The 19,412-nt window shown below is 66.8% G+C and carries 15 protein-coding genes; all 15 read left to right on the forward strand.

The annotated features are described in order from the left end of the window. The first annotated feature begins 33 nt into the window (after positions 1 to 33). The gene (gene hisF, locus ACPXCG_RS11395; protein ID WP_425792045.1) at positions 34 to 807 is read left to right on the forward strand and encodes an imidazole glycerol phosphate synthase subunit HisF; all 774 of its coding nucleotides are present in this window, start codon (positions 34 to 36) and stop codon (positions 805 to 807) included. Between the two features lie 46 nt (positions 808 to 853). Next, positions 854 to 1,246, forward strand: coding sequence for a phosphoribosyl-AMP cyclohydrolase (gene hisI, locus ACPXCG_RS11400; RefSeq protein ID WP_425792047.1), 393 nt, complete (start codon positions 854 to 856; stop codon positions 1,244 to 1,246). Between the two features lie 37 nt (positions 1,247 to 1,283). Beyond that, a complete protein-coding gene (locus tag ACPXCG_RS11405; protein ID WP_425792049.1) occupies positions 1,284 to 1,463 on the forward strand; it encodes a tautomerase family protein in 180 nt (59 codons plus the stop codon). Then, entirely contained in the window at positions 1,460 to 3,025 is a 1,566-nt protein-coding gene (locus ACPXCG_RS11410; protein ID WP_425792051.1) for an anthranilate synthase component I, read from the forward strand. The genes ACPXCG_RS11405 and ACPXCG_RS11410 overlap by 4 nt, the downstream gene beginning before the upstream one ends. Beyond that, a complete protein-coding gene (locus ACPXCG_RS11415) occupies positions 3,022 to 3,831 on the forward strand; it encodes a TIGR02234 family membrane protein (protein ID WP_425792053.1) in 810 nt (269 codons plus the stop codon). The genes ACPXCG_RS11410 and ACPXCG_RS11415 overlap by 4 nt, the downstream gene beginning before the upstream one ends. Before the next feature lie 34 nt (positions 3,832 to 3,865). Further along, entirely contained in the window at positions 3,866 to 4,684 is an 819-nt protein-coding gene (gene trpC / locus ACPXCG_RS11420; protein ID WP_425792055.1) for an indole-3-glycerol phosphate synthase TrpC, read from the forward strand. An 87-nt stretch (positions 4,685 to 4,771) separates the two neighbouring features. Next, positions 4,772 to 6,046 carry a tryptophan synthase subunit beta gene (trpB, locus tag ACPXCG_RS11425; protein WP_425792056.1) on the forward strand — a complete coding sequence of 425 codons (1,275 nt, stop codon included), beginning with the start codon at positions 4,772 to 4,774 and terminating at the stop codon, positions 6,044 to 6,046. Continuing rightward, positions 6,043 to 6,891 carry a tryptophan synthase subunit alpha gene (gene trpA / locus ACPXCG_RS11430; RefSeq protein ID WP_425792057.1) on the forward strand — a complete coding sequence of 283 codons (849 nt, stop codon included), beginning with the start codon at positions 6,043 to 6,045 and terminating at the stop codon, positions 6,889 to 6,891. The genes trpB and trpA overlap by 4 nt, the downstream gene beginning before the upstream one ends. A gap of 116 nt (positions 6,892 to 7,007) precedes the next feature. After that, positions 7,008 to 8,429: a prolipoprotein diacylglyceryl transferase gene (gene lgt, locus ACPXCG_RS11435; protein WP_425792058.1), complete on the forward strand. Its 1,422-nt coding sequence runs from the start codon at positions 7,008 to 7,010 to the stop codon at positions 8,427 to 8,429. 219 nt (positions 8,430 to 8,648) lie between these two features. Continuing rightward, positions 8,649 to 13,220, forward strand: coding sequence for a glutamate synthase large subunit (gltB, locus tag ACPXCG_RS11440; RefSeq protein ID WP_425792059.1), 4,572 nt, complete (start codon positions 8,649 to 8,651; stop codon positions 13,218 to 13,220). Beyond that, positions 13,213 to 14,718: a glutamate synthase subunit beta gene (locus tag ACPXCG_RS11445; RefSeq protein ID WP_425792060.1), complete on the forward strand. Its 1,506-nt coding sequence runs from the start codon at positions 13,213 to 13,215 to the stop codon at positions 14,716 to 14,718. Before gltB ends, ACPXCG_RS11445 begins: the two co-directional genes overlap by 8 nt. A 170-nt stretch (positions 14,719 to 14,888) precedes the next feature. Further along, the gene (gene pyk / locus ACPXCG_RS11450) at positions 14,889 to 16,322 is read left to right on the forward strand and encodes a pyruvate kinase (RefSeq protein ID WP_425792061.1); all 1,434 of its coding nucleotides are present in this window, start codon (positions 14,889 to 14,891) and stop codon (positions 16,320 to 16,322) included. Between the two features lie 190 nt (positions 16,323 to 16,512). Next, entirely contained in the window at positions 16,513 to 17,388 is an 876-nt protein-coding gene (locus ACPXCG_RS11455; protein ID WP_425792062.1) for an acyl-CoA thioesterase, read from the forward strand. A gap of 140 nt (positions 17,389 to 17,528) precedes the next feature. Further along, on the forward strand, positions 17,529 to 18,071 hold the full coding sequence (locus ACPXCG_RS11460) for a hypothetical protein (protein WP_425792063.1): 543 nt from the start codon (positions 17,529 to 17,531) through the stop codon (positions 18,069 to 18,071). A 118-nt stretch (positions 18,072 to 18,189) separates the two neighbouring features. After that, the gene (locus ACPXCG_RS11465) at positions 18,190 to 19,371 is read left to right on the forward strand and encodes an SbmA/BacA-like family transporter (RefSeq protein WP_425792064.1); all 1,182 of its coding nucleotides are present in this window, start codon (positions 18,190 to 18,192) and stop codon (positions 19,369 to 19,371) included. Positions 19,372 to 19,412: the final 41 nt, after the last annotated feature.

The following is a 19,412-nucleotide window of genomic DNA, read 5'->3' on the forward strand; positions in this document are numbered from 1 at the left end:
TGTCGGGGACGTCTCGATCGGGAGGACTTTTCGATGACAGTTGCGGTGCGAGTCATCCCTTGTCTCGACGTGGACGACGGGCGGGTCGTCAAGGGGGTCAACTTCCAGAACCTGCGTGACGCGGGCGATCCCGTCGAACTCGCGGCCCGCTATGACGGCGAGGGGGCCGACGAACTGACCTTCCTCGACGTCACGGCGTCGAGCTCGGGCCGGTCGACGATGATCGACGTCGTCAAGCGGACGGCGGATCAGATCTTCATCCCGCTGACCGTGGGGGGCGGGATCCGCACCGTCGACGACGTCGACACCATGCTGCGGGCCGGTGCCGACAAGGTCAGCGTCAACACCGCGGCCATCGCACGTCCAGAGGTGCTCGCCGAGATGAGCCGTAGGTTCGGATCGCAGTGCATCGTGCTGTCGGTGGACGCGCGGACCGTTCCCGACAGCGACGAACCCACACCATCGGGGTGGGAGGTCACCACCCACGGAGGCCGCCGCGGCACGGGTATCGACGCCGTCGAGTGGGCCCGGCGCGGGCAGGAACTCGGAGTCGGTGAGATCCTGCTCAACTCGATGGATGCCGACGGCACCAAGCGTGGCTTCGATCTGCGGATGCTGGCCGCGGTACGCGCCGAGGTCGACGTCCCGGTGATCGCGAGTGGTGGTGCAGGTGGGATCGCCGACTTCGCGCCCGCCGTGCAGGCCGGCGCCGACGCGGTCCTGGCCGCGTCGGTGTTCCACTTCGGCGAGCTGACCATCCCCGACGTGAAGGCCGCGATGGCGGCGGAGGGAATCATCGTCCGTTGACGCGACGTTCCCCCTACGCACTCGACAACACGACAGGACCTCGAAGATGGCTCTCGACCCCGACATCTCCGCCCGCCTCAAGCGCAATGACGACGGGTTGTTCGCTGCGGTCGCCCAGGAACGCGAGACCGGCACGGTCTTGATGATGGCGTGGATGGACGACGCCGCGCTCGAGCGGACGCTGGCAACGCGACGCGCCACCTACTACTCCCGCTCACGGCAGCAGTACTGGGTGAAGGGTGAGACCAGCGGCCACACCCAATTCGTGCATGACGTCCGGCTCGACTGCGACGGTGACACGGTGCTGTTGGTGGTCGACCAGGTGGGCGCCGCCTGCCACACCGGTAATCACAGTTGTTTCGACACCGCGTCGCTGCCGCTCGCGGCATCCGACGCACCCCCGGCCGGCGGAGCCCCTGCCGACGGCGGGGGAGAATGAACGCGACCAGTCGAGAAGAAAGGCGGTGACGGCGCCGATGCCAATGATCCAGATCTCGCAGACCCCGGGCCTGTCCGACCGGGTCAAACGGGAGACCATCGCGGCGGTGACCGATGCCTACGCGAAGGCGACCGGCAAGAATCCCGACTCGGTGTGGGTGACCATCACCGAGATCCCCCGGCAGCACTGGGGCGTCGGCGGCGAGCCGCTGGGATGAGCCGCGACACGACGACACTCGCGGACTTCCTCGACCTCGCGGCCGACCACCGCGTCGTGCCCGTCACCCGCAAGGTGCTCGCCGACTCCGAGACACCCTTGTCGGCATACCGGAAGCTCGCCGGCGACCGGGAGGGCACCTTCCTGCTGGAGTCGGCGGAGAACGGCCGTTCGTGGTCGCGCTGGTCGTTCATCGGCGCGCACTCGCCGTCGGCCCTCACCGTCGTCGACGGTGAGGCCCGCTGGTGGGGAGAAGTCCCCACCGGCGCTCCCGACGGGGGTGACCCGGTCGAGGCGCTGGCGGAGTCGCTACGCCTGCTGGCCACCGACCCGCTCCCCGACATGCCGCCGCTGACCGGTGGCTTCGTCGGGTTCTTCGCCTACGACATGGTGCGCCGGCTCGAGCGGCTTCCGGAGACCACGACCGACGATCTGGGACTCCCCGACATGATGATGCTGCTGGCGACCGACCTCGCCGCGGTCGATCACCACGAGGGCACCATCACCCTGATCGCGAACGCGGTGAACTGGGATGGCTCGTCCGAGCGGGCCGAGCAGGCATACGACGACGCGGTCGCACGGCTCGACCGTATGACCGAGGCCCTGGCCGCCCCGTCGCCGTCCACGGTGTCTCATTTCGATCGGCCGACGCCGGAGTACCGGTCGCAGCGGACGCTCGCGGAGTACAGCGAGATCGTCACCACCCTGGTCGGCGAGATCGAAGCGGGCGAGGCGTTCCAGGTGGTGCCGTCGCAGCGATTCGAGATGGACACCGAGGCCGATCCGGTCGACGTCTATCGCGTGCTGCGCGCGTCCAATCCGAGTCCGTACATGTATCTCCTACGGATGCCCGGTCACGAAGGCGCCGGCAGCGGTCCGGTCACCATCGTCGGCAGCAGCCCCGAAGCCCTCGTCACGGTGTCCGACGGAGTGGCCACCACCCATCCCATCGCGGGCACGCGCTGGCGCGGTGCCACCGAGGAAGAGGACCAGCTCCTCGCCAAGGGCCTGGTGGAGGACGAGAAGGAGAACGCCGAGCATCTGATGCTCGTCGACCTCGGACGCAACGACCTCGGTCGGGTCTGCCGTCCCGGCACGGTCAAGGTCAGCGATTACCGGCACGTCGAGCGGTACAGCCATGTCATGCACCTCGTTTCGACGGTGTCCGGGACGCTGCGCGACGACAAGCACGCACTCGACGCGGTCACGGCGTGTTTCCCCGCGGGCACGCTCACCGGCGCCCCGAAGGTGCGTGCGATGGAACTCATCGACCAGCACGAGATGACGCGGCGCGGCGTCTACGGCGGGATCGTCGGGTATCTCGATTTCGCCGGCAACGCTGACACCGCGATCGCGATCCGCACGGCGTTGATGTCGGGTGGGCGTGCCTTCGTACAGGCAGGCGGCGGTGTGGTCGCCGACAGCGAGCCCGAATACGAGTACAACGAGGCGCGCAACAAGGCGACCGCAGTACTCAACGCGGTGGCCGCGGCCGGCACCATGCGGCGCGTCGGGTCGGGCGCCGACGACGACGCGGTCACGGTGGAGAGCGGGACCCGATGAACGCGCCGACACCATCGAGCACGGACCCGGCGGCCGCCGTGAAGTCGTTCATGCGGCGCCGCCAGATGCTCGCCGCGATCCTGCTGGCACTGGCGGCGCTGGCCTTCTGGTCGGCGTCGCGACTGGTGTGGTGCCGGGTACTTGCCGCGGACGGTCTCGCCCCCGCACGGGATTTCGACGTCAAGGGCTCGGACTGGAGTCCGTGGCTGACACCGCTGGCGCTGGTGCTGCTCGCGGCCATCCTCGCGGCGTTCTCGGTGCGTGGGTGGGGTCTACGCGTGATCGCGATACTTGTCGCGGCGGGCGGAGTCCTCGCTGCCATCCCGGCGATCTCATTGATGACCGGTGGTGCCGACTCCGGCTACGCCGCCGACGCCGCCAACCTTCCCGGCCGTTTCCAGGTACTCCTGATCACCACCAATTCCTGGGCGGCGGTGGTCGCGCTGGCGGGCACCGTGTGCGCTGTTCTCGCCGGTGTGCTCCTGCTCCGGGTGGCCGGTGGGGCCGGGATGTCGTCGAAGTACAAGAGTCCGGGCGCGCGGCGAGCGGACCTGGAACGCCAGATCTTCGCCGAGCACGAGCGCGCCAACGGCGCCGCAACCGGCACCGCGGCCACCGGTGACGCCGCGTCCGAGGACGCCGCGCGGGGGGACGAGCGTAACGAAGGACCCGCCGCGAACGAACGCATGATGTGGGACGCACTCGACACCGGGATCGATCCCACCGATGTCCCGGACACCCCTGCGGACGACGGCCGTGAGCGACCAACCCGGCCACAGGACGATCCGGGCACCGGTCTACCCTGAGAACACACGAACATCGAAAGGGGGCCCACACGTCGTGAGTACGCCGACTGTCCTCGACTCCATCATCGAGGGAGTGAAAGCTGACGTCGCCGCGCGCGAAGCCGTGGTCGACTATGCGGCGATCAAGGCGGCGTCCGCGCAGGCCCCAGGACCCATCGATGCCATGGCTGCGTTCAACAAGCCGGGCATCGGGGTCATCGCCGAGGTGAAGCGCGCCAGCCCGTCCAAGGGGGATCTGGCCACCATCGCCGATCCCGCCGAGCTCGCCGCCGCCTATGAGGCCGGCGGTGCACGGGTCATCAGTGTGCTGACCGAACAGCGCCGCTTCCGCGGGTCGCTCGCCGATCTCGACAGCGTGCGAGCAGCGGTGAACATCCCGGTGCTGCGCAAGGACTTCATCGTCGGGCCCTACCAGATCCATGAGGCGCGGGCCCATGGCGCCGACGTGATCCTGTTGATCGTCGCGGCACTCGAGCAGAACGTCCTGGCGTCGTTGCTGGACCGCACCGAGAGCCTGGGCATGACCGCGCTCGTCGAGGTGCACACCGAGGAAGAGGCTGATCGCGCGCTCGAGGCCGGTGCTTCGGTGGTGGGTGTCAACGCACGCAATCTGAAGACCCTCGAAGTCGACCGCGACTGCTTTGCCCGCATCGCCCCGGGGCTTCCGACCCGAGTGATCCGGGTTGCCGAATCCGGTGTTCGCGGCACAGCCGATCTGCTGGCCTATGCGGGCGCAGGCGCCGATGCGGTGCTCGTCGGCGAAGGACTCGTCACCAGTGGCAACCCGCGGGCCGCCGTCTCCGAGCTGGTGACCGCCGGGACGCACCCTTCCTGCCCGAAACCGGTTCGCTGACGGCCATTTCCGCCCGCTGACCCTGAGAGCCGACGACAAGAGACCGTGAGCGCGAATACCGATTCTCCCAACGTTCCCTACCCGGCCATGAGTGTCGGGCTCACCACGCGGACATCGATCGAGCCGGACGAGAGCGGCCACTTCGGCGTCTACGGCGGACGACATGTCCCCGAGGCGTTGATGGCGGTGATCGACGAGGTCACCACGACGTACCAGAAACTGCGCAGCGACGACGACTACCTCGCCGAGCTCGACCGGTTGCAGCGGGACTACACCGGACGCCCGTCGCCGCTGTATGAAGCGGCGCGACTTCGTGAGGCCGCCGGCGGCGCAAGGCTTTTCCTCAAGCGTGAGGATCTGAACCACACCGGCTCGCACAAGATCAACAACGTGCTGGGGCAGGCATTGCTGGCGCAGCGGATGGGCAAGTCGCGGGTGATCGCCGAGACCGGCGCCGGTCAGCACGGCGTCGCCACCGCGACCGCCTGCGCGTTGCTCGGTCTCGAATGCGTGGTCTACATGGGCCGGGTCGACACCGATCGGCAGGCCCTGAACGTGGCCCGGATGCGGCTCCTCGGCGCCGAGGTCATCGCTGTCGACAACGGTTCGGCGACCCTCAAGGACGCCATCAACGAGGCGATGCGTGACTGGGTGACCAACGCGCACAACACTTATTACTGTTTCGGCACGGCGGCCGGGCCGCATCCGTTCCCGGCGATGGTGCGCGATTTTCAGCGTGTCGTCGGGTTGGAGGCGCGCGCCCAGATCCAAGAGCAGGTCGGTCGCCTGCCGGACGCCGTGGTCGCGTGCGTCGGTGGCGGATCCAACGCGATCGGGATCTTCCATCCGTTCATCGACGATGCGGGGGTGAGACTCGTCGGGTACGAGGCCGCCGGCGACGGCGTCGAGACGGGCCGGCATGCCGCGACCTTCACGGGCGGCACACCGGGCGCCTTCCAGGGCGCCTACTCCTACCTCTTGCAGGACGAGGACGGGCAGACCATCGAATCGCATTCGATCTCTGCCGGTCTGGACTATCCCGGTGTCGGTCCCGAACACGCGTATCTGAAGGACATCGGCCGCGCTGATTACCAGCCGATCACCGACACCGAGGCGATGGACGCGCTCGCGCTGCTGAGCCGTCGCGAGGGCATCATCCCGGCCATCGAGTCCGCGCATGCCGTTGCGGGCGCGCTCAAACTCGGCCGGGAGCTCGGTGGCGGCGCGATCATCGTCGTGAGCCTGTCCGGTCGTGGTGACAAGGATGTCGACACCGCCGCGGAATGGTTCCACCTGTTCGACAAGCCACCATCACAGGACGAGGCAGCGGCAGGCGGCGAACAGACGGGGGAGACGGTATGAGTGCCCAGGAATCAGCCGCCGTGACCCACACCGCGCCGTCGAAGCTCGGCCCCACCTTCGCCCGATGCCGCGACGAGGGTCGCAGCGCACTGATCGGATACCTACCCGTCGGTTACCCCACGGTCGAGAAGTCGGTGGCGTACTTCCGGACGATGGTCGAGGCCGGCTGCGACATCATCGAGGTCGGCGTGCCGTACTCCGATCCGGTGATGGACGGACCCACCATCCAGGAGGCCGCCGACGTGGCTCTGACCAACGGTGTGCGGGTCCGCGACGTCTTCACCGCCGTGGAGGCGATCTCCGCGGCGGGTGGACAGGCCGTCGTGATGAGCTACTGGAACCCGGTGCTGCAGTACGGGGTCGATCGGTTCGCGCAGGATCTGGCGAACGCCGGTGGTGCCGGCCTGATCACCCCGAATCTGATTCCCGAGGAGGGTGCCGCCTGGGAGGCCGCGTCCGACGCGCATGGCCTCGACCGCATCTATCTCGTCGCGCCGTCATCGACCGCCGAACGATTGGCTCTCACCGTCGATGCATCGCGCGGGTTCGTCTACGCCGCGTCGACGATGGGCGTCACGGGAGCCCGCGACGCGGTGTCCGACGCAGCGCCGGAGCTCTGTGCGCGGGTGCGGGCACACTCGGACATCCCGATCGGCGTCGGTCTGGGCGTTCGCAGCGGTGCGCAGGCTGCCGAGATCGCGAGTTATGCCGACGGCGTGATCGTGGGCTCGGCGCTGGTGTCGGCGGCCAAGGTGGGCACGAGCGAGCTCGCGGCGCTGGTCGGCGAACTCGCCGAGGGCGTCCGTGCGGCGACCTCGGCCGGCTCGGCTGCACGCGGCGCGTAGGCGTCCCACTGCCGGTCCACGGTCCGGATCGGTCGGTCGGTTAGGGTGGCAGCGTGACGGTGCCGACACCCCTTGCTGGGCCGACAACTTTCGACGGGACTGGATCCGCAGGATCGATGGTCCTGGCCTACCTCCCGAGCCCGCCGGAGGGCGTCTGGCACCTGGGACCGGTTCCGCTGCGCGCATACGCCCTCTGCATCATCGTCGGGATCATCGTCGCGGTCTGGTGGGGCAATCGGCGCTGGAAGGCCAGAGGCGGACAAGAGGGCGAGGTCCTCGACGTCGCGATCTGGGCCGTGCCGTTCGGACTCGTCGGTGGACGGCTCTACCACGTGGCCACCGACTGGCAGACCTACTTCGGCGACGGCCCGAAGGAGCCGATCGACGCACTGAAGATCTGGGATGGCGGCCTGGGCATCTGGGGTGCTGTACTGCTCGGCGCGCTCGGTGCCTGGATCGGGGCGCGACGACACGGCATCAGGCTGCCGGCGTTCGGTGACGCGCTCGCCCCGGCAATCCTGCTGGCCCAAGCCATCGGTCGCCTCGGGAACTACTTCAACCAGGAGCTCTACGGTCGCGAGACGACCGTGCCGTGGGGTCTGAAGATCTACGAGCGTGTCGACGCGAACGGGGTCGCCGACCCCGGTCTGATCAGCGGCACATCCAACGGGCATGTGGTTGCGATCGTGCATCCGACGTTCCTCTACGAACTACTGTGGAACGTTCTGGTGGTGATTCTGCTCGTCGTCGTCGACCGGCGTTTCCGAATCGGTCACGGACGACTGTTCGCCCTCTATGTGGCGGGCTACTGCGTCGGCCGCTTCGGCGTCGAACTGATGCGATCCGATCCGGCCACCCACATCTTCGGAACCCGGATCAACGTGTTCACCGCGGTGCTGGTGTTCGCCTGTGCGGCAGCCTACTTCGTCCTCGCACCACGGGGTCGTGAGCAGGGGCTGGAGATCTATCACCCGCAACGGGCCGAAGAACTCGAGGAGCTCGGGGTCGCCGGTTACGTCGATGACCGCTACGACGCCGACACCGCCGACACCGATGACACCGATGAGGATCGCGACACCGACGCGGGCACGAGACGTGGCAGGGCGGCCCGGCGTGTGGACACCGACGAGGCCGCCGACAGTCCCTCCGAGGCCGCACTCGCGGCCGCGATCGCCCGGCACACGCCCCGGACCGACGACGGGGAGCCGCTCACCGCGGAGTCCTCGACCGACGACTGGGTGCTCGAATCGGAGATCGACGACACCGCCGACAGCAACCCTGATGTCGTCGACAGCACCCCCGATGACGCCGACGGCACCGCGGATGTCGTCGACGGCACCCCGGATGTCGCCGACGGCACCGCGGATGTCGCCGACAGCAACCCGGATGACGTCGACAGCAACCCGGATGACCTCGACAGCACCCCGGATGTCGCCGACGGCACCCCGGATGTCGTCGACAGCAGCCCCGATGTCGCCGACCGCAACTCGGATGTCGCCGACACCACCGACCCCGACGAGCACCCCGAACACCACTAGCCAAGGCATCGACACTCCCGTCACGCGGATCACACCCGTTCCGGTGCTGATCACAGCGGAGTAGGCGGCACCCTCGGATTTGGTCCGATAGAGTGAAGCTTCACGATGATCGGGCTCAGCCCATCGAACCCGATCACCGCATAACTGCTCCACGGGCCAGCGCTGTCCCTGAGGACATCGAGCATTGCGATTCGTCACCGAGTCGAGTGGAGGTTCGAGATGTTGTTTTCCGCGCTCCCGGCCAAGCAGGGCCTGTACGACCCAGAGGCCGAAGTCGATTCGTGCGGTGTCGCGATGGTGGCCGATGTCTACGGCCGACGTTCCCACTCGATCGTCGCCGACGGGTTGCTGGCGCTCGAGAACCTCGAACACCGCGGTGCCGCCGGCGCCGAGGTCAACAGTGGTGACGGTGCGGGCATCCTCATCCAACTCCCCGATGCATTGCTCCGCGCGGTGACCGATTTCGACCTTCCCGCACCGACCACGGTTGGTGACAACACCTACGCGGCTGGTGTCTGCTTCCTGCCGGTCGATCCCGTCCTGCGCGAGCGCGCCATCGAACGGGTGAGTGCGCTGGCGGACGCCGAGGGCGTCACGATCCTGGGATGGCGTGAGTTGCCGGTCGACGCCGAGCGCGCGGACATCGGCGAGACCGCGATCGGCTGTATGCCGTACATGATGCAGCTGTTCGTCACCGTCGATCCGTCTGCCGGAGCGAAGCGGATCGGCGGCCTCGAACTCGATCGCTTCATCTACCCGTTCCGGAAGCAGGCCGAGCGGGTCACTCCGGAGATCGACAAGGCAGGGACGGGAATCTACTTCCCGTCGCTGTCGAGCCGCACCATGGTCTACAAGGGCATGCTGACGACGATGCAGTTGCCGCTGTACTACGACGACCTGCGTGACGAGCGGTGCCACAGCGCGATCGCCATCGTGCACTCCCGGTTCTCGACCAACACGTTCCCGTCGTGGCCACTGGCCCACCCCTTCCGATTCGTCGCCCACAACGGGGAGATCAACACCGTTCGGGGCAACCGCAACAGGATGCGCGCACGTGAGGCGCTGCTCGAGACCGACCTCATCCCCGGGGACCTGAAGCGCGCCTTCCCGATCTGCACACCGGAGGCATCGGATTCCGCCTCGCTCGACGAGGTCCTCGAACTCTTGCACCTCGGCGGCCGCAGCGTTCCGCACGCGGTGATGATGATGGTCCCCGAGGCGTGGGAGAACGTGCCGGACATGGACTCGAAGCGCCACGCGTTCCTGCAGTTCAACGGATCGCTGATGGAGGCCTGGGACGGCCCGGCCTGCGTCACCTTCACCGACGGCACGGTCGTCGGAGCCGTGCTCGACCGCAACGGGCTCAGGCCGGGACGCTGGTGGCAGACCCGCGACGGCCGCGTGATCCTCGCGTCGGAGGCCGGGGTGCTGGACGTACCCGTCGACGACGTCATCTCGAAGGGCAGGCTCGAACCGGGCCGGATGTTCCTCGTGGACACCGAGCAGGGCAGGATCATCCCGGACGAGGAGATCAAGGGCGACCTGATCGGCGCCGAGCCCTACGACGAGTGGCTCCATGCGGGTCTGCTCGACATCGCGACCCTGCCGAACCGGTCGGTCTACAAACCGAATCACGACACCGTCGTCCGACGACAGGTCTCGTTCGGCTACACCGAGGAGGACATGCGGGTACTCCTCACGCCGATGGCCGCATCGGGCTACGAACCTCTCGGATCGATGGGTACCGACACTCCGGTTGCCGTGCTGTCCAAGCGGTCCCGACTGCTCTACGACTACTTCGTCGAGCTGTTCGCGCAGGTCACCAATCCGCCGCTGGACGCCATCCGCGAAGAGATCGTCACGTCGATGGCGCGCGTGATGGGTCCCGAACAGAATCTCCTGAACCCCACCGCTGCGTCGTGCCGGCAGATCCTGCTGCATTGGCCGGTCATCGACAACGACGACCTCGCCAAGCTCGTCCACATCAACGACGACGGCGACAATCCGGGGTTGTCGGCCAAGGTGCTGCACGGTCTCTACGAGGTGGCCGACGGCGGCATGGGTCTGCGGGCCGCGCTCGACGACCTCCGGATGCGGGCGAGCCAGGCGATCGCCGAGGGGCACACCACGCTGGTGATCTCCGACCGGCGGACCGATCGTGATCATGCGCCGATACCGTCGCTGCTCGCGACGTCGGCGGTGCACCATCACCTCGTCCGAACCAAGGAACGCACCAAGGTCGCGCTGGTGGTGGAGTCGGGTGACGCCCGCGAGGTTCACCACATCGCCCTGCTGATCGGCTTCGGTGCGGCCGGCGTCAACCCGTACCTTGCGCTCGAGTCGATCGACGACCTGATCGCGGAGGGTGAACTCACCGGAGTCCCGTCGTCCAAGGCCAGTCGGAACTACCTCGAGGCGCTGGGTAAGGGCGTGCTCAAAGTCATGAGCAAGATGGGGATCTCGACGATCAGCTCGTACACCGGCGCACAGGCCTTCGAGGCGGTCGGACTGTCGTCGGAGGTCGTCAAGGAGTACTTCACGCGGACCGTCTCCCGGATCGAAGGTGTCGGGCTCGACGAACTCGCCGAGGAGGTCCGGATTCGGCACCATCGCGCGTTCCCGGAGAACCCGACAGAGCAGGTGTACCGGCGTCTCGAGGTAGGCGGCGAATACCAGTACCGCCGTGAGGGCGAATTGCATCTGTTCACGCCCGAGACGATCTTCCTGCTCCAACACGCGACGAGAACCGGTCAGGCCGAGGTCTTTCAGAAGTACTCGGACGAGGTCGACAAGCTGTCGCGCGAGGGGGGCACGCTACGCGGACTGTTCGATTTCGACCTGGCCGCACGCGATCCCATCCCGCTCGACGAGGTGGAACCGGTCGAGACGATCATGACGCGGTTCAACACGGGAGCGATGAGCTACGGGTCCATCTCGGCCGAGGCCCACGAGACCATCGCCATCGCGATGAATCGGATCGGCGGCCGCTCCAACTCGGGTGAGGGCGGCGAAGATGTCGATCGACTCTACGATCCGGAACGGCGCAGCGCAGTCAAGCAGGTGGCCTCCGGTCGTTTCGGGGTCACCAGCGACTACCTGATCAACGCGACCGACATCCAGATCAAGATGGCGCAAGGGGCCAAACCCGGTGAGGGAGGCCAGCTCCCGGCGTACAAGGTGTACCCGTGGATCGCCAAGACGCGGCATTCCACGCCCGGCGTCGCCCTGATCTCGCCACCGCCGCACCACGACATCTATTCGATCGAGGATCTCGCGCAGCTGATCCACGACCTGAAGAACGCCAACTCCGATGCACGCATCCACGTGAAGCTGGTCAGTGCGGTGGGTGTCGGGACCGTCGCGACCGGCGTGTCCAAAGCGCACGCCGACGTCGTGCTGATCTCGGGTCACGACGGAGGTACCGGCGCGTCGCCGCTGACGTCCCTCAAACACGCCGGCACGCCCTGGGAGATCGGGCTCGCCGACGCGCAGCAGACACTGATGCTCAACGGTTTACGCGATCGCATCACCGTTCAGTGCGACGGCGCCCTGCGTACCGGCCGCGACGTGATCATGGCCGCCCTGCTCGGTGCGGAGGAGTACGGCTTCTCGACGGCCCCGCTCATCGTCACCGGTTGCATCATGATGCGGGTCTGCCACCTCGACACCTGCCCGGTCGGCGTCGCGACGCAGAATCCGCAGCTGCGTGCGCGGTTCACCGGGCAGGCAGAGCACGTCGTCAATTTCTTCCGGTTCGTCGCCGAGGACGTACGAAAGCACCTGGCGCAGCTGGGCTACCGTACGCTCGACGAGGCGATCGGACAGTCGCAGCGTCTGCACACCGCTGAGGCGGTGGCGCATTGGAAGAGCAAGGGTCTCGATCTCACGCCGATCTTCCGCACCCACGACGACAAGGGGCCGACCCGCCGGATGCGGGGCCAGGACCATGGACTCGATCGTGCTCTCGATCAGACCTTCATCCAGCTCGCCGAAGGTGCGCTCGAGGATGCACATCCCGTGACACTGGAATTGCCGGTGCGCAACGTGAACCGGACGGTCGGCACGCTGCTTGGGTCGGAGGTCACTCGCCGCTACGGCGCCGAGGGGCTCGCCGAGGACACCATCGTGGTGAAGCTGACCGGGTCGGCCGGACAGTCGCTCGGTGCCTTCCTGCCGCCGGGGGTGACGATCCGACTGTCGGGCGACACCAACGACTATGTCGGAAAAGGGCTGTGCGGCGGGAAGATCGTCGTCGCGCCGGATCCGGACGCCTGGTTCGTCGCCGAGGATCAGGTCATCGCGGGCAACACCATCCTGTACGGCGCGACGTCGGGGGAGGTGTTCCTGCGCGGCAAGGTCGGCGAACGGTTCTCGGTGCGCAACTCCGGCGCCACGGCGGTGGTCGAGGGCGTCGGCGACCACGCCTGCGAATACATGACCGGCGGACGGGTGGTGATCCTCGGGCCCACCGGGCGCAACCTGGCTGCCGGTATGTCCGGGGGTATCGCCTTCGTCTACGACCTCGACAGCGCCAAGGTGAACATGGCGATGGTGGAGTTGTTGCGTCCGGACCCCGACGACCTGCGATTCCTGCGCGACACGATCGCCAAGCACGCGGAGCTCACCGGCTCGGCGATCGGTGCGTCGATGCTGGCCGACTGGCCACGGCGGTGCCTGGGCTTCACCAAGGTGATGCCCAGCGATTACAAGCGAGTCCTCGACGCGGCTCGGATGGCCGAGGCCGAAGGGCGCGACGTCGATTCAGCGATCATGGAGGCGGCACGTGGCTGATCCGCGCGGGTTTCTGGAGATCCCCAAGAAGGAATCGAAGTACCGTCCGGTCGCCGAGCGGGTGCAGGACTGGGACGACGTCTATCACCACGGTGAGAACCCGTTGCGGGAGATGTCCGAGGTGTCCGAGCAGGCAACCCGCTGCATGGATTGCGGAATCCCGTTCTGCCATTCCGGCACCGCGGGATGTCCGCTGGGAAATCTGATCCCGGAATGGAACGACCTGGTGCGACGCGGACGGTGGGACGCGGCGAGTAGCCGGCTGCACGCCACCAACAACTTTCCGGAGTTCACCGGGATGGTGTGTCCGGCGCCGTGCGAGGCGGCCTGCGTGTTGTCGATCTCGGAGGCCACCACCGGTGGCAGCGTCACCATCAAACGTGTCGAGAAGACCATCGCCTACGAGTCCTGGGCGGAGGGCATCATCGGTCCAGAACCACCCGCCGCGCGGTCGGGAAAATCGGTGGGAGTCGTGGGTTCGGGGCCGGCGGGAATGGCTGCTGCGCAGCAACTCACGCGGGCCGGTCACGAGGTGACCGTCTACGAGCGCGATGATCGGCTCGGTGGGCTGCTGCGCTACGGCATCCCCGAGTACAAGCTGCAGAAGTCCGATATCGATCGGCGGATCGCCCAGATGCGTGCCGAGGGTACCGAGTTCGTCACCAGCTGCGACGTCGGTACCGACATGTCGGTGGAGGAACTGCGCTCGCGTCATGATGCTGTCGTGCTGGCGATCGGGGCGATGGAGGCCCGCGACAACGCGGTGCCGGGGCGCGAGCTGGCGGGCGTGTACCTCGCGATGGAGCACCTCGTGCCGGCCAATCGCGAATGCGAGGGCGACGGTCCGTCGCCGATCTCTGCTGCGGGCAAGCATGTCGTCATCATCGGCGGTGGCGACACGGGTGCCGATTGTCTCGGGACCGCCCATCGCCAGGGGGCAACGTCGGTGGTGCAGCTCGACTACAACCCCGAACTGCCCAGCGACCGCGACGACAACCGGTCACCGTGGCCCACATGGCCGTTGGTGATGCGGACATCCTCGGCGCACGCCGAGGGCGGTGAGCGGAAGTATCAGGTCGCCGTCCAGCGCTTCGTCGGCGACGAGGAGGGCAACGTGACGACGCTGGTGCTCGCCGAAGTCCAGGTGGTCCGTGAGCCGGACGGGCGACGAGTGGTCACCCCGGTCGGCGACGAGTTCGAGATCCCTTGTGAGATGGCACTGTTCGCCATCGGGTTCGCCGGTGTCACGCGCGGTCCGCTGCTCGCCGATCTCGAACTCGAGCCCAATGGTCGTGGTGCACTGTCGTGTGGCAGCGACTGGCAGACAGACGCCCCGGATGTCTTCGTCTGCGGAGACGCCCACCGCGGTGCCTCTCTCGTGGTCTGGGCCATCGCAGAGGGGCGCTCGGCCGCTCACGCGGTGGACGAGCTCCTGATGGGCGAGTCGGACCTGCCGTCGCCGGTGCGGCCGGCGACCCTGCCCCTGTCGGTGCGGTGACGGCACCACCACGTGGGCGACGCCCCGCAACGCGCGCGGGCGGCGTTGGTTTCATTGTGTTCGCGACCACCCCGGTCGGGGCGCTGACCTGCTCGAACTGCAGTTGTCCGGCAGGTGACCAATCCGCGCCGGGATAGAGATGGCGATCCAACGGGACTAAGGTGAACACAGTGACACGGCGAACAAAGATTGTCTGCACCCTCGGCCCGGCGACCAGTAGCGACGAGAAGCTCAAAGAGCTCGTCGAGGCCGGGATGGATGTGGCCCGGATGAACATGAGCCACGGCACCCACGACGTGCACCGCGAGGTGTACGCCAGGGTGCGTAAGGCGAGTGATGCCACCGAGAAGGCGGTCGGCATCCTGGCCGACCTGCAGGGCCCGAAGATCCGTCTCGGCAAATTCGAGGACACCGGCGCACCGAACGGCGAGGTGCTGTGGGCGACGGGCGACGAAGTGCGGGTCACCGTCGACGACATCGTCGGTACGCACGATCGGGTGTCGACCACCTACAAGCACCTGGCCGCCGACGCCAAACCCGGTGACCGGCTACTCGTCGACGACGGCAAGGTCGGTCTGGTCGCCACGGCAGTCGACGGCAACGACGTGGTGTGCATGGTGACCGAGGGCGGACCGGTCAGCAACAACAAGGGCCTGTCACTGCCGGGCGTGAACGTGTCGGTGCCGGCGATGTCGGAGAAGGACATTGCCGACCTGGAGTTCGCGCTGGAACTGGGTGTCGACATGATCGCCCTGTCCTTTGTCCGGAGTCCGGCCGACATCGAGTTGGTCCACGAGGTCATGGATCGAGTGGGGCGCCGCGTGCCGGTGATCGCGAAGCTGGAGAAGCCCGAGGCCATCGACAACCTCGAGGCCATCGTGCTGGCGTTCGACGCCATCATGGTCGCCCGCGGTGACCTCGGCGTCGAGTTGCCGCTCGAAGAGGTTCCGCTGGTCCAGAAGCGGGCGATCCAGATGGCCCGGGAGAACGCCAAACCGGTGATCGTCGCGACGCAGATGTTGGACTCGATGATCGAGAACTCGCGTCCCACCCGTGCCGAGGCCTCCGACGTCGCCAACGCGGTTCTCGATGGTGCCGACGCGGTGATGCTGTCCGGTGAGACGTCGGTGGGTAAATGGCCGATCGATTCGGTGCTGACGATGGACAAGATCGCGCGTGCGGTCGAGGGCGGTTCCCGCGACGTCCCGCCGCTCTCACACGTGCCGCGCACCAAGCGCGGCATCATCTCCTACGCCGCCCGCGACATCGGCGAGCGACTGGAGGTGAAGGCTCTGGTGGCGTTCACTCAGTCGGGCGACACCGTCCGCCGGCTCGCCCGCTTGCATTCGCGGCTTCCGTTGCTGGCCTTCACGCCGACCCAGGAGGTGCGTAGCCAGCTGGCGTTGAGCTGGGGCACCGAGACGTTCATCGTCGACAACGTCGACAGCACCGATCACATGATCGATCAGGTCGACCTGCAACTCCTGCGCATCGGGCGTCTCAAAGAAGGCGACGTGGTGGTGATCGTCGCGGGTGCTCCGCCCGGAACAGTCGGCTCCACCAACATGATTCACGTCCATCGGATCGGCGAGCAGGACCACTGACCCCCGCTGGTCGGATCGCTCTGCTGGTCGAGTTCGTACCGTTCCGTTGGTAGGAGCCGTATTCTTCCGTTGGTCGAGTTCGTACCGTTCCGTTGGTAGGAGCCGTATTCTTCCGTTGGTCGAGTAGACGACGAGCGCAGCGAGGAGTCGTATCGAGACCACCCTCCGCGAGGGCATAGGGTGTGCTCTCATGACCGACCAATCCGAGGATCTCGGCAAATTGCTGGCGCTGCTCGACGTCGAGCGACGCGACGACGACCTGTTCATCGGCCAGCACCCGGAGCAGAAGACCGCGCGCACGTTCGGTGGGCAACTGCTGGCGCAGGGAGTGGTGTCGGCCGGCCGCACCATCACCCGGGGGAACCCACCGATCCACGCACTGCACGCCCACTTCATCCGGGGTGGCGATGTCAGCAAGCCCATGGAGTATCACGTCGCGCGGTTTCGCGACGGAAAGTCGTTCGCGAACCGACAGGTGACCGCGATGCAGGACGGCTCCGAGGTGTTCACGATGCTGGTCGCTTTCCAGGACAACACGGCCGGCCTGGAACACGCGGTGGACATCCCGCAGGTGCCCTACCCGGAGGAGTTGCCGCCGCTCGGCGAGCATTTCAAGGGCTACGAGGATCGCATCGCCACGTTCGTCAATGCGTTGCACCCCATCGACATCCGATTCGCCAACGATCCGACGTGGAAGATGCGCGACGCCGGGGCCACCCTCACGGACAACCGGGTGTGGATGAAGACCGACGGTGTGATGCCCGACGATCCGCTCCTGCACGTGGCCGCGATGTGCTATGCCTCCGACACCACGGTCCTCGACTCGATCATCACCACCCACGGTCTCTCGTGGGGGATCGACCGACTCTTCGCCGCCACCGTCAACCATTCGATGTGGTTCCACCGCGAGTTCCGTTTTGACGATTGGATGCTGTACGCAACGCGGTCGCCGGTCGCGACCGGCAGCCGCGGCATGGGATCGGGCCGGTTCTGGAAGCGTGACGGCACCCTGGCGACCTCGGTTGTCCAAGAGGCGCTGATCAAGTACTTCCCGCCCAAGAACTGAGCCGCGCCAATCCGCTGGTCGAGTGGCCGCGCGAAACCGCTGGTCGAGTGGCCGCGCCAATCCGCTGGTCGAGTAGCCGGCGAGCCGCCAGGCGAGTCGGCGTATCGAGACCACACCCCCCGTGCTGGCAGACTGATCCCATGACCTCCGCCCAGCCTCCTCGACACGACGTGGCGCCACAGGCGCAGGCACACCCCGGTGCCGGCCGTCCGATGAGTCCCTACACCGGTCCCACCGACCCGCCTCAGTTCTGGCTGCGCTCGGGACCGACGTTGCCGCAGCGCACCTGGCAGCGCAGCACGCGATCGCCGATCATCATCATCAGTTCACTCGCCGCGATGGCGCTGGCGGGGGTAGCGGTCGCGGCACTGCTGGTCGGCACGGTCAACCGGACGTCCTTCACCGCGCACGGTGCGGTGGTGTGTCCGACGACCCAGGCACAGGCACTGCAGATTGCTCCGGGGGCAGCCGTCCGGATCTACGACGAGACCGGCGACGAACTGTCGACGACGACCCTCGGTCAGCGCGAGAGCGGCGACGGCGGTGGATGTGAGATGACATTCCGTGCCGGCGACGTCGCGTCCGGGCGGGACGGATATGTCGTCCGCATCGGCGACGTCCTCCAGGAGACCGTGTCCGAATCGGCGCTTTCGTCGGGGGTTGTGTTGCGTCCCGTTCCGTGACCACTCGCCTTAACGGGTGGTAAGCGAACGCGCGGGTTAGACTGCGGCGATCTCTGTGAACCCCTGGCCGGTTTTCGGGCAGGACCCACACGTGACCTTCGGATGGATGGGGGAGAGGGTGACTGACAGCATCGACTGGGGCAGCGAGGTTTTGGCCTCGCTTCGGTGGATCGGCATCGTGTTCATGATCGCTCTCGTCGGGGTGCTGGTCGTCGGCTATCTGCTGGCGCGGTTCACCAACTGGGGGCGGCAGTACTGGCGGACCGCCGGTGGCTTCTTCACCGACTCCGATACTCGACTGCTGGCGTGGAGCCTGGTCGGGGTGCTGCTGCTGCTGGCGGTTGCCGGCGTCCGCCTCACTGTCCTGTTCTCGTATCAGGGCAATGACATGTTCACGGCGCTCCAGACCGCAGCCCAGGGTCTTGCGCAGGGAAATCAAGATGCTCTGGATGCCGGAAAGTCGGGCTTCTGGAAGGCTATGTGGATCTTCGGCGTCCTCGCAGCGATCCACATCGTACGAACCCTCATCGAGCTGTACCTGGGCAGCGCCTTCGAGATCAAGCTGCGCGAGTACATGACAACGCGCAACACCACGGACTGGCTCGGTGGAAAGGCGTTCTACCGGAACAGATTCGTCGAGGCGGCGCTCCCTCAGGGGCCTGATGCCGCGATCCAGCCCGGGGTCGACAACCCCGACCAGCGCATCGAGACGGACATCACGACCGTCGCGACGTCGAGTCGCCAGCTTGTCTTCGGGTACAACGGATCATCGACGAACGGGGTGATCCCGGCGATCATCACCATCGTCTCGTTCACGAAAATCCTGTGGGACCTCTCTGGTCCGATGTCTGTGTTCGGCGCCGATGTGCCGCGCGCGATGGTCTGGTTCGTCTACATGTTCGTCTTGATCACCACTGTCATCGCGTTCTGGATCGGACGACCGCTGATCCGCCTGTACTTCCTCCGGGAACGTCTGACTGCGAACTTCCGATATGCACTCGTCCGAGTTCGTGATGGCGCCGAGAACGTCGCCCTCTATCACGGTGAGGGCGTCGAACGTGCCGGCCTGCTCGAACGATTCGGAGCCGTGGTCGGCAACTTCTGGCAGATCGTCTTCCGGACCCTGAAGTTCACCGGCTGGAACTTCGTCGTGAACCAGTTGTCGGTGGTGTTCGCCTACGTCATCCAGGCGCCGCGCTTCTTCGCCGGCACGATCACCCTGGGCGACATGAATCAGACGGCGACGGCGTTCGGTAATGTCCACTGGCAGGTCCCCGATAGTCGGTCCAGGCCGTTCTAGAGCCAGTTCCTACGTGCAGTTGATCAGTCGATCTCGCATCC

Source organism: Gordonia sp. DT218 (assembly GCF_049847105.1).
GTDB lineage: Bacteria > Actinomycetota > Actinomycetes > Mycobacteriales > Mycobacteriaceae > Gordonia.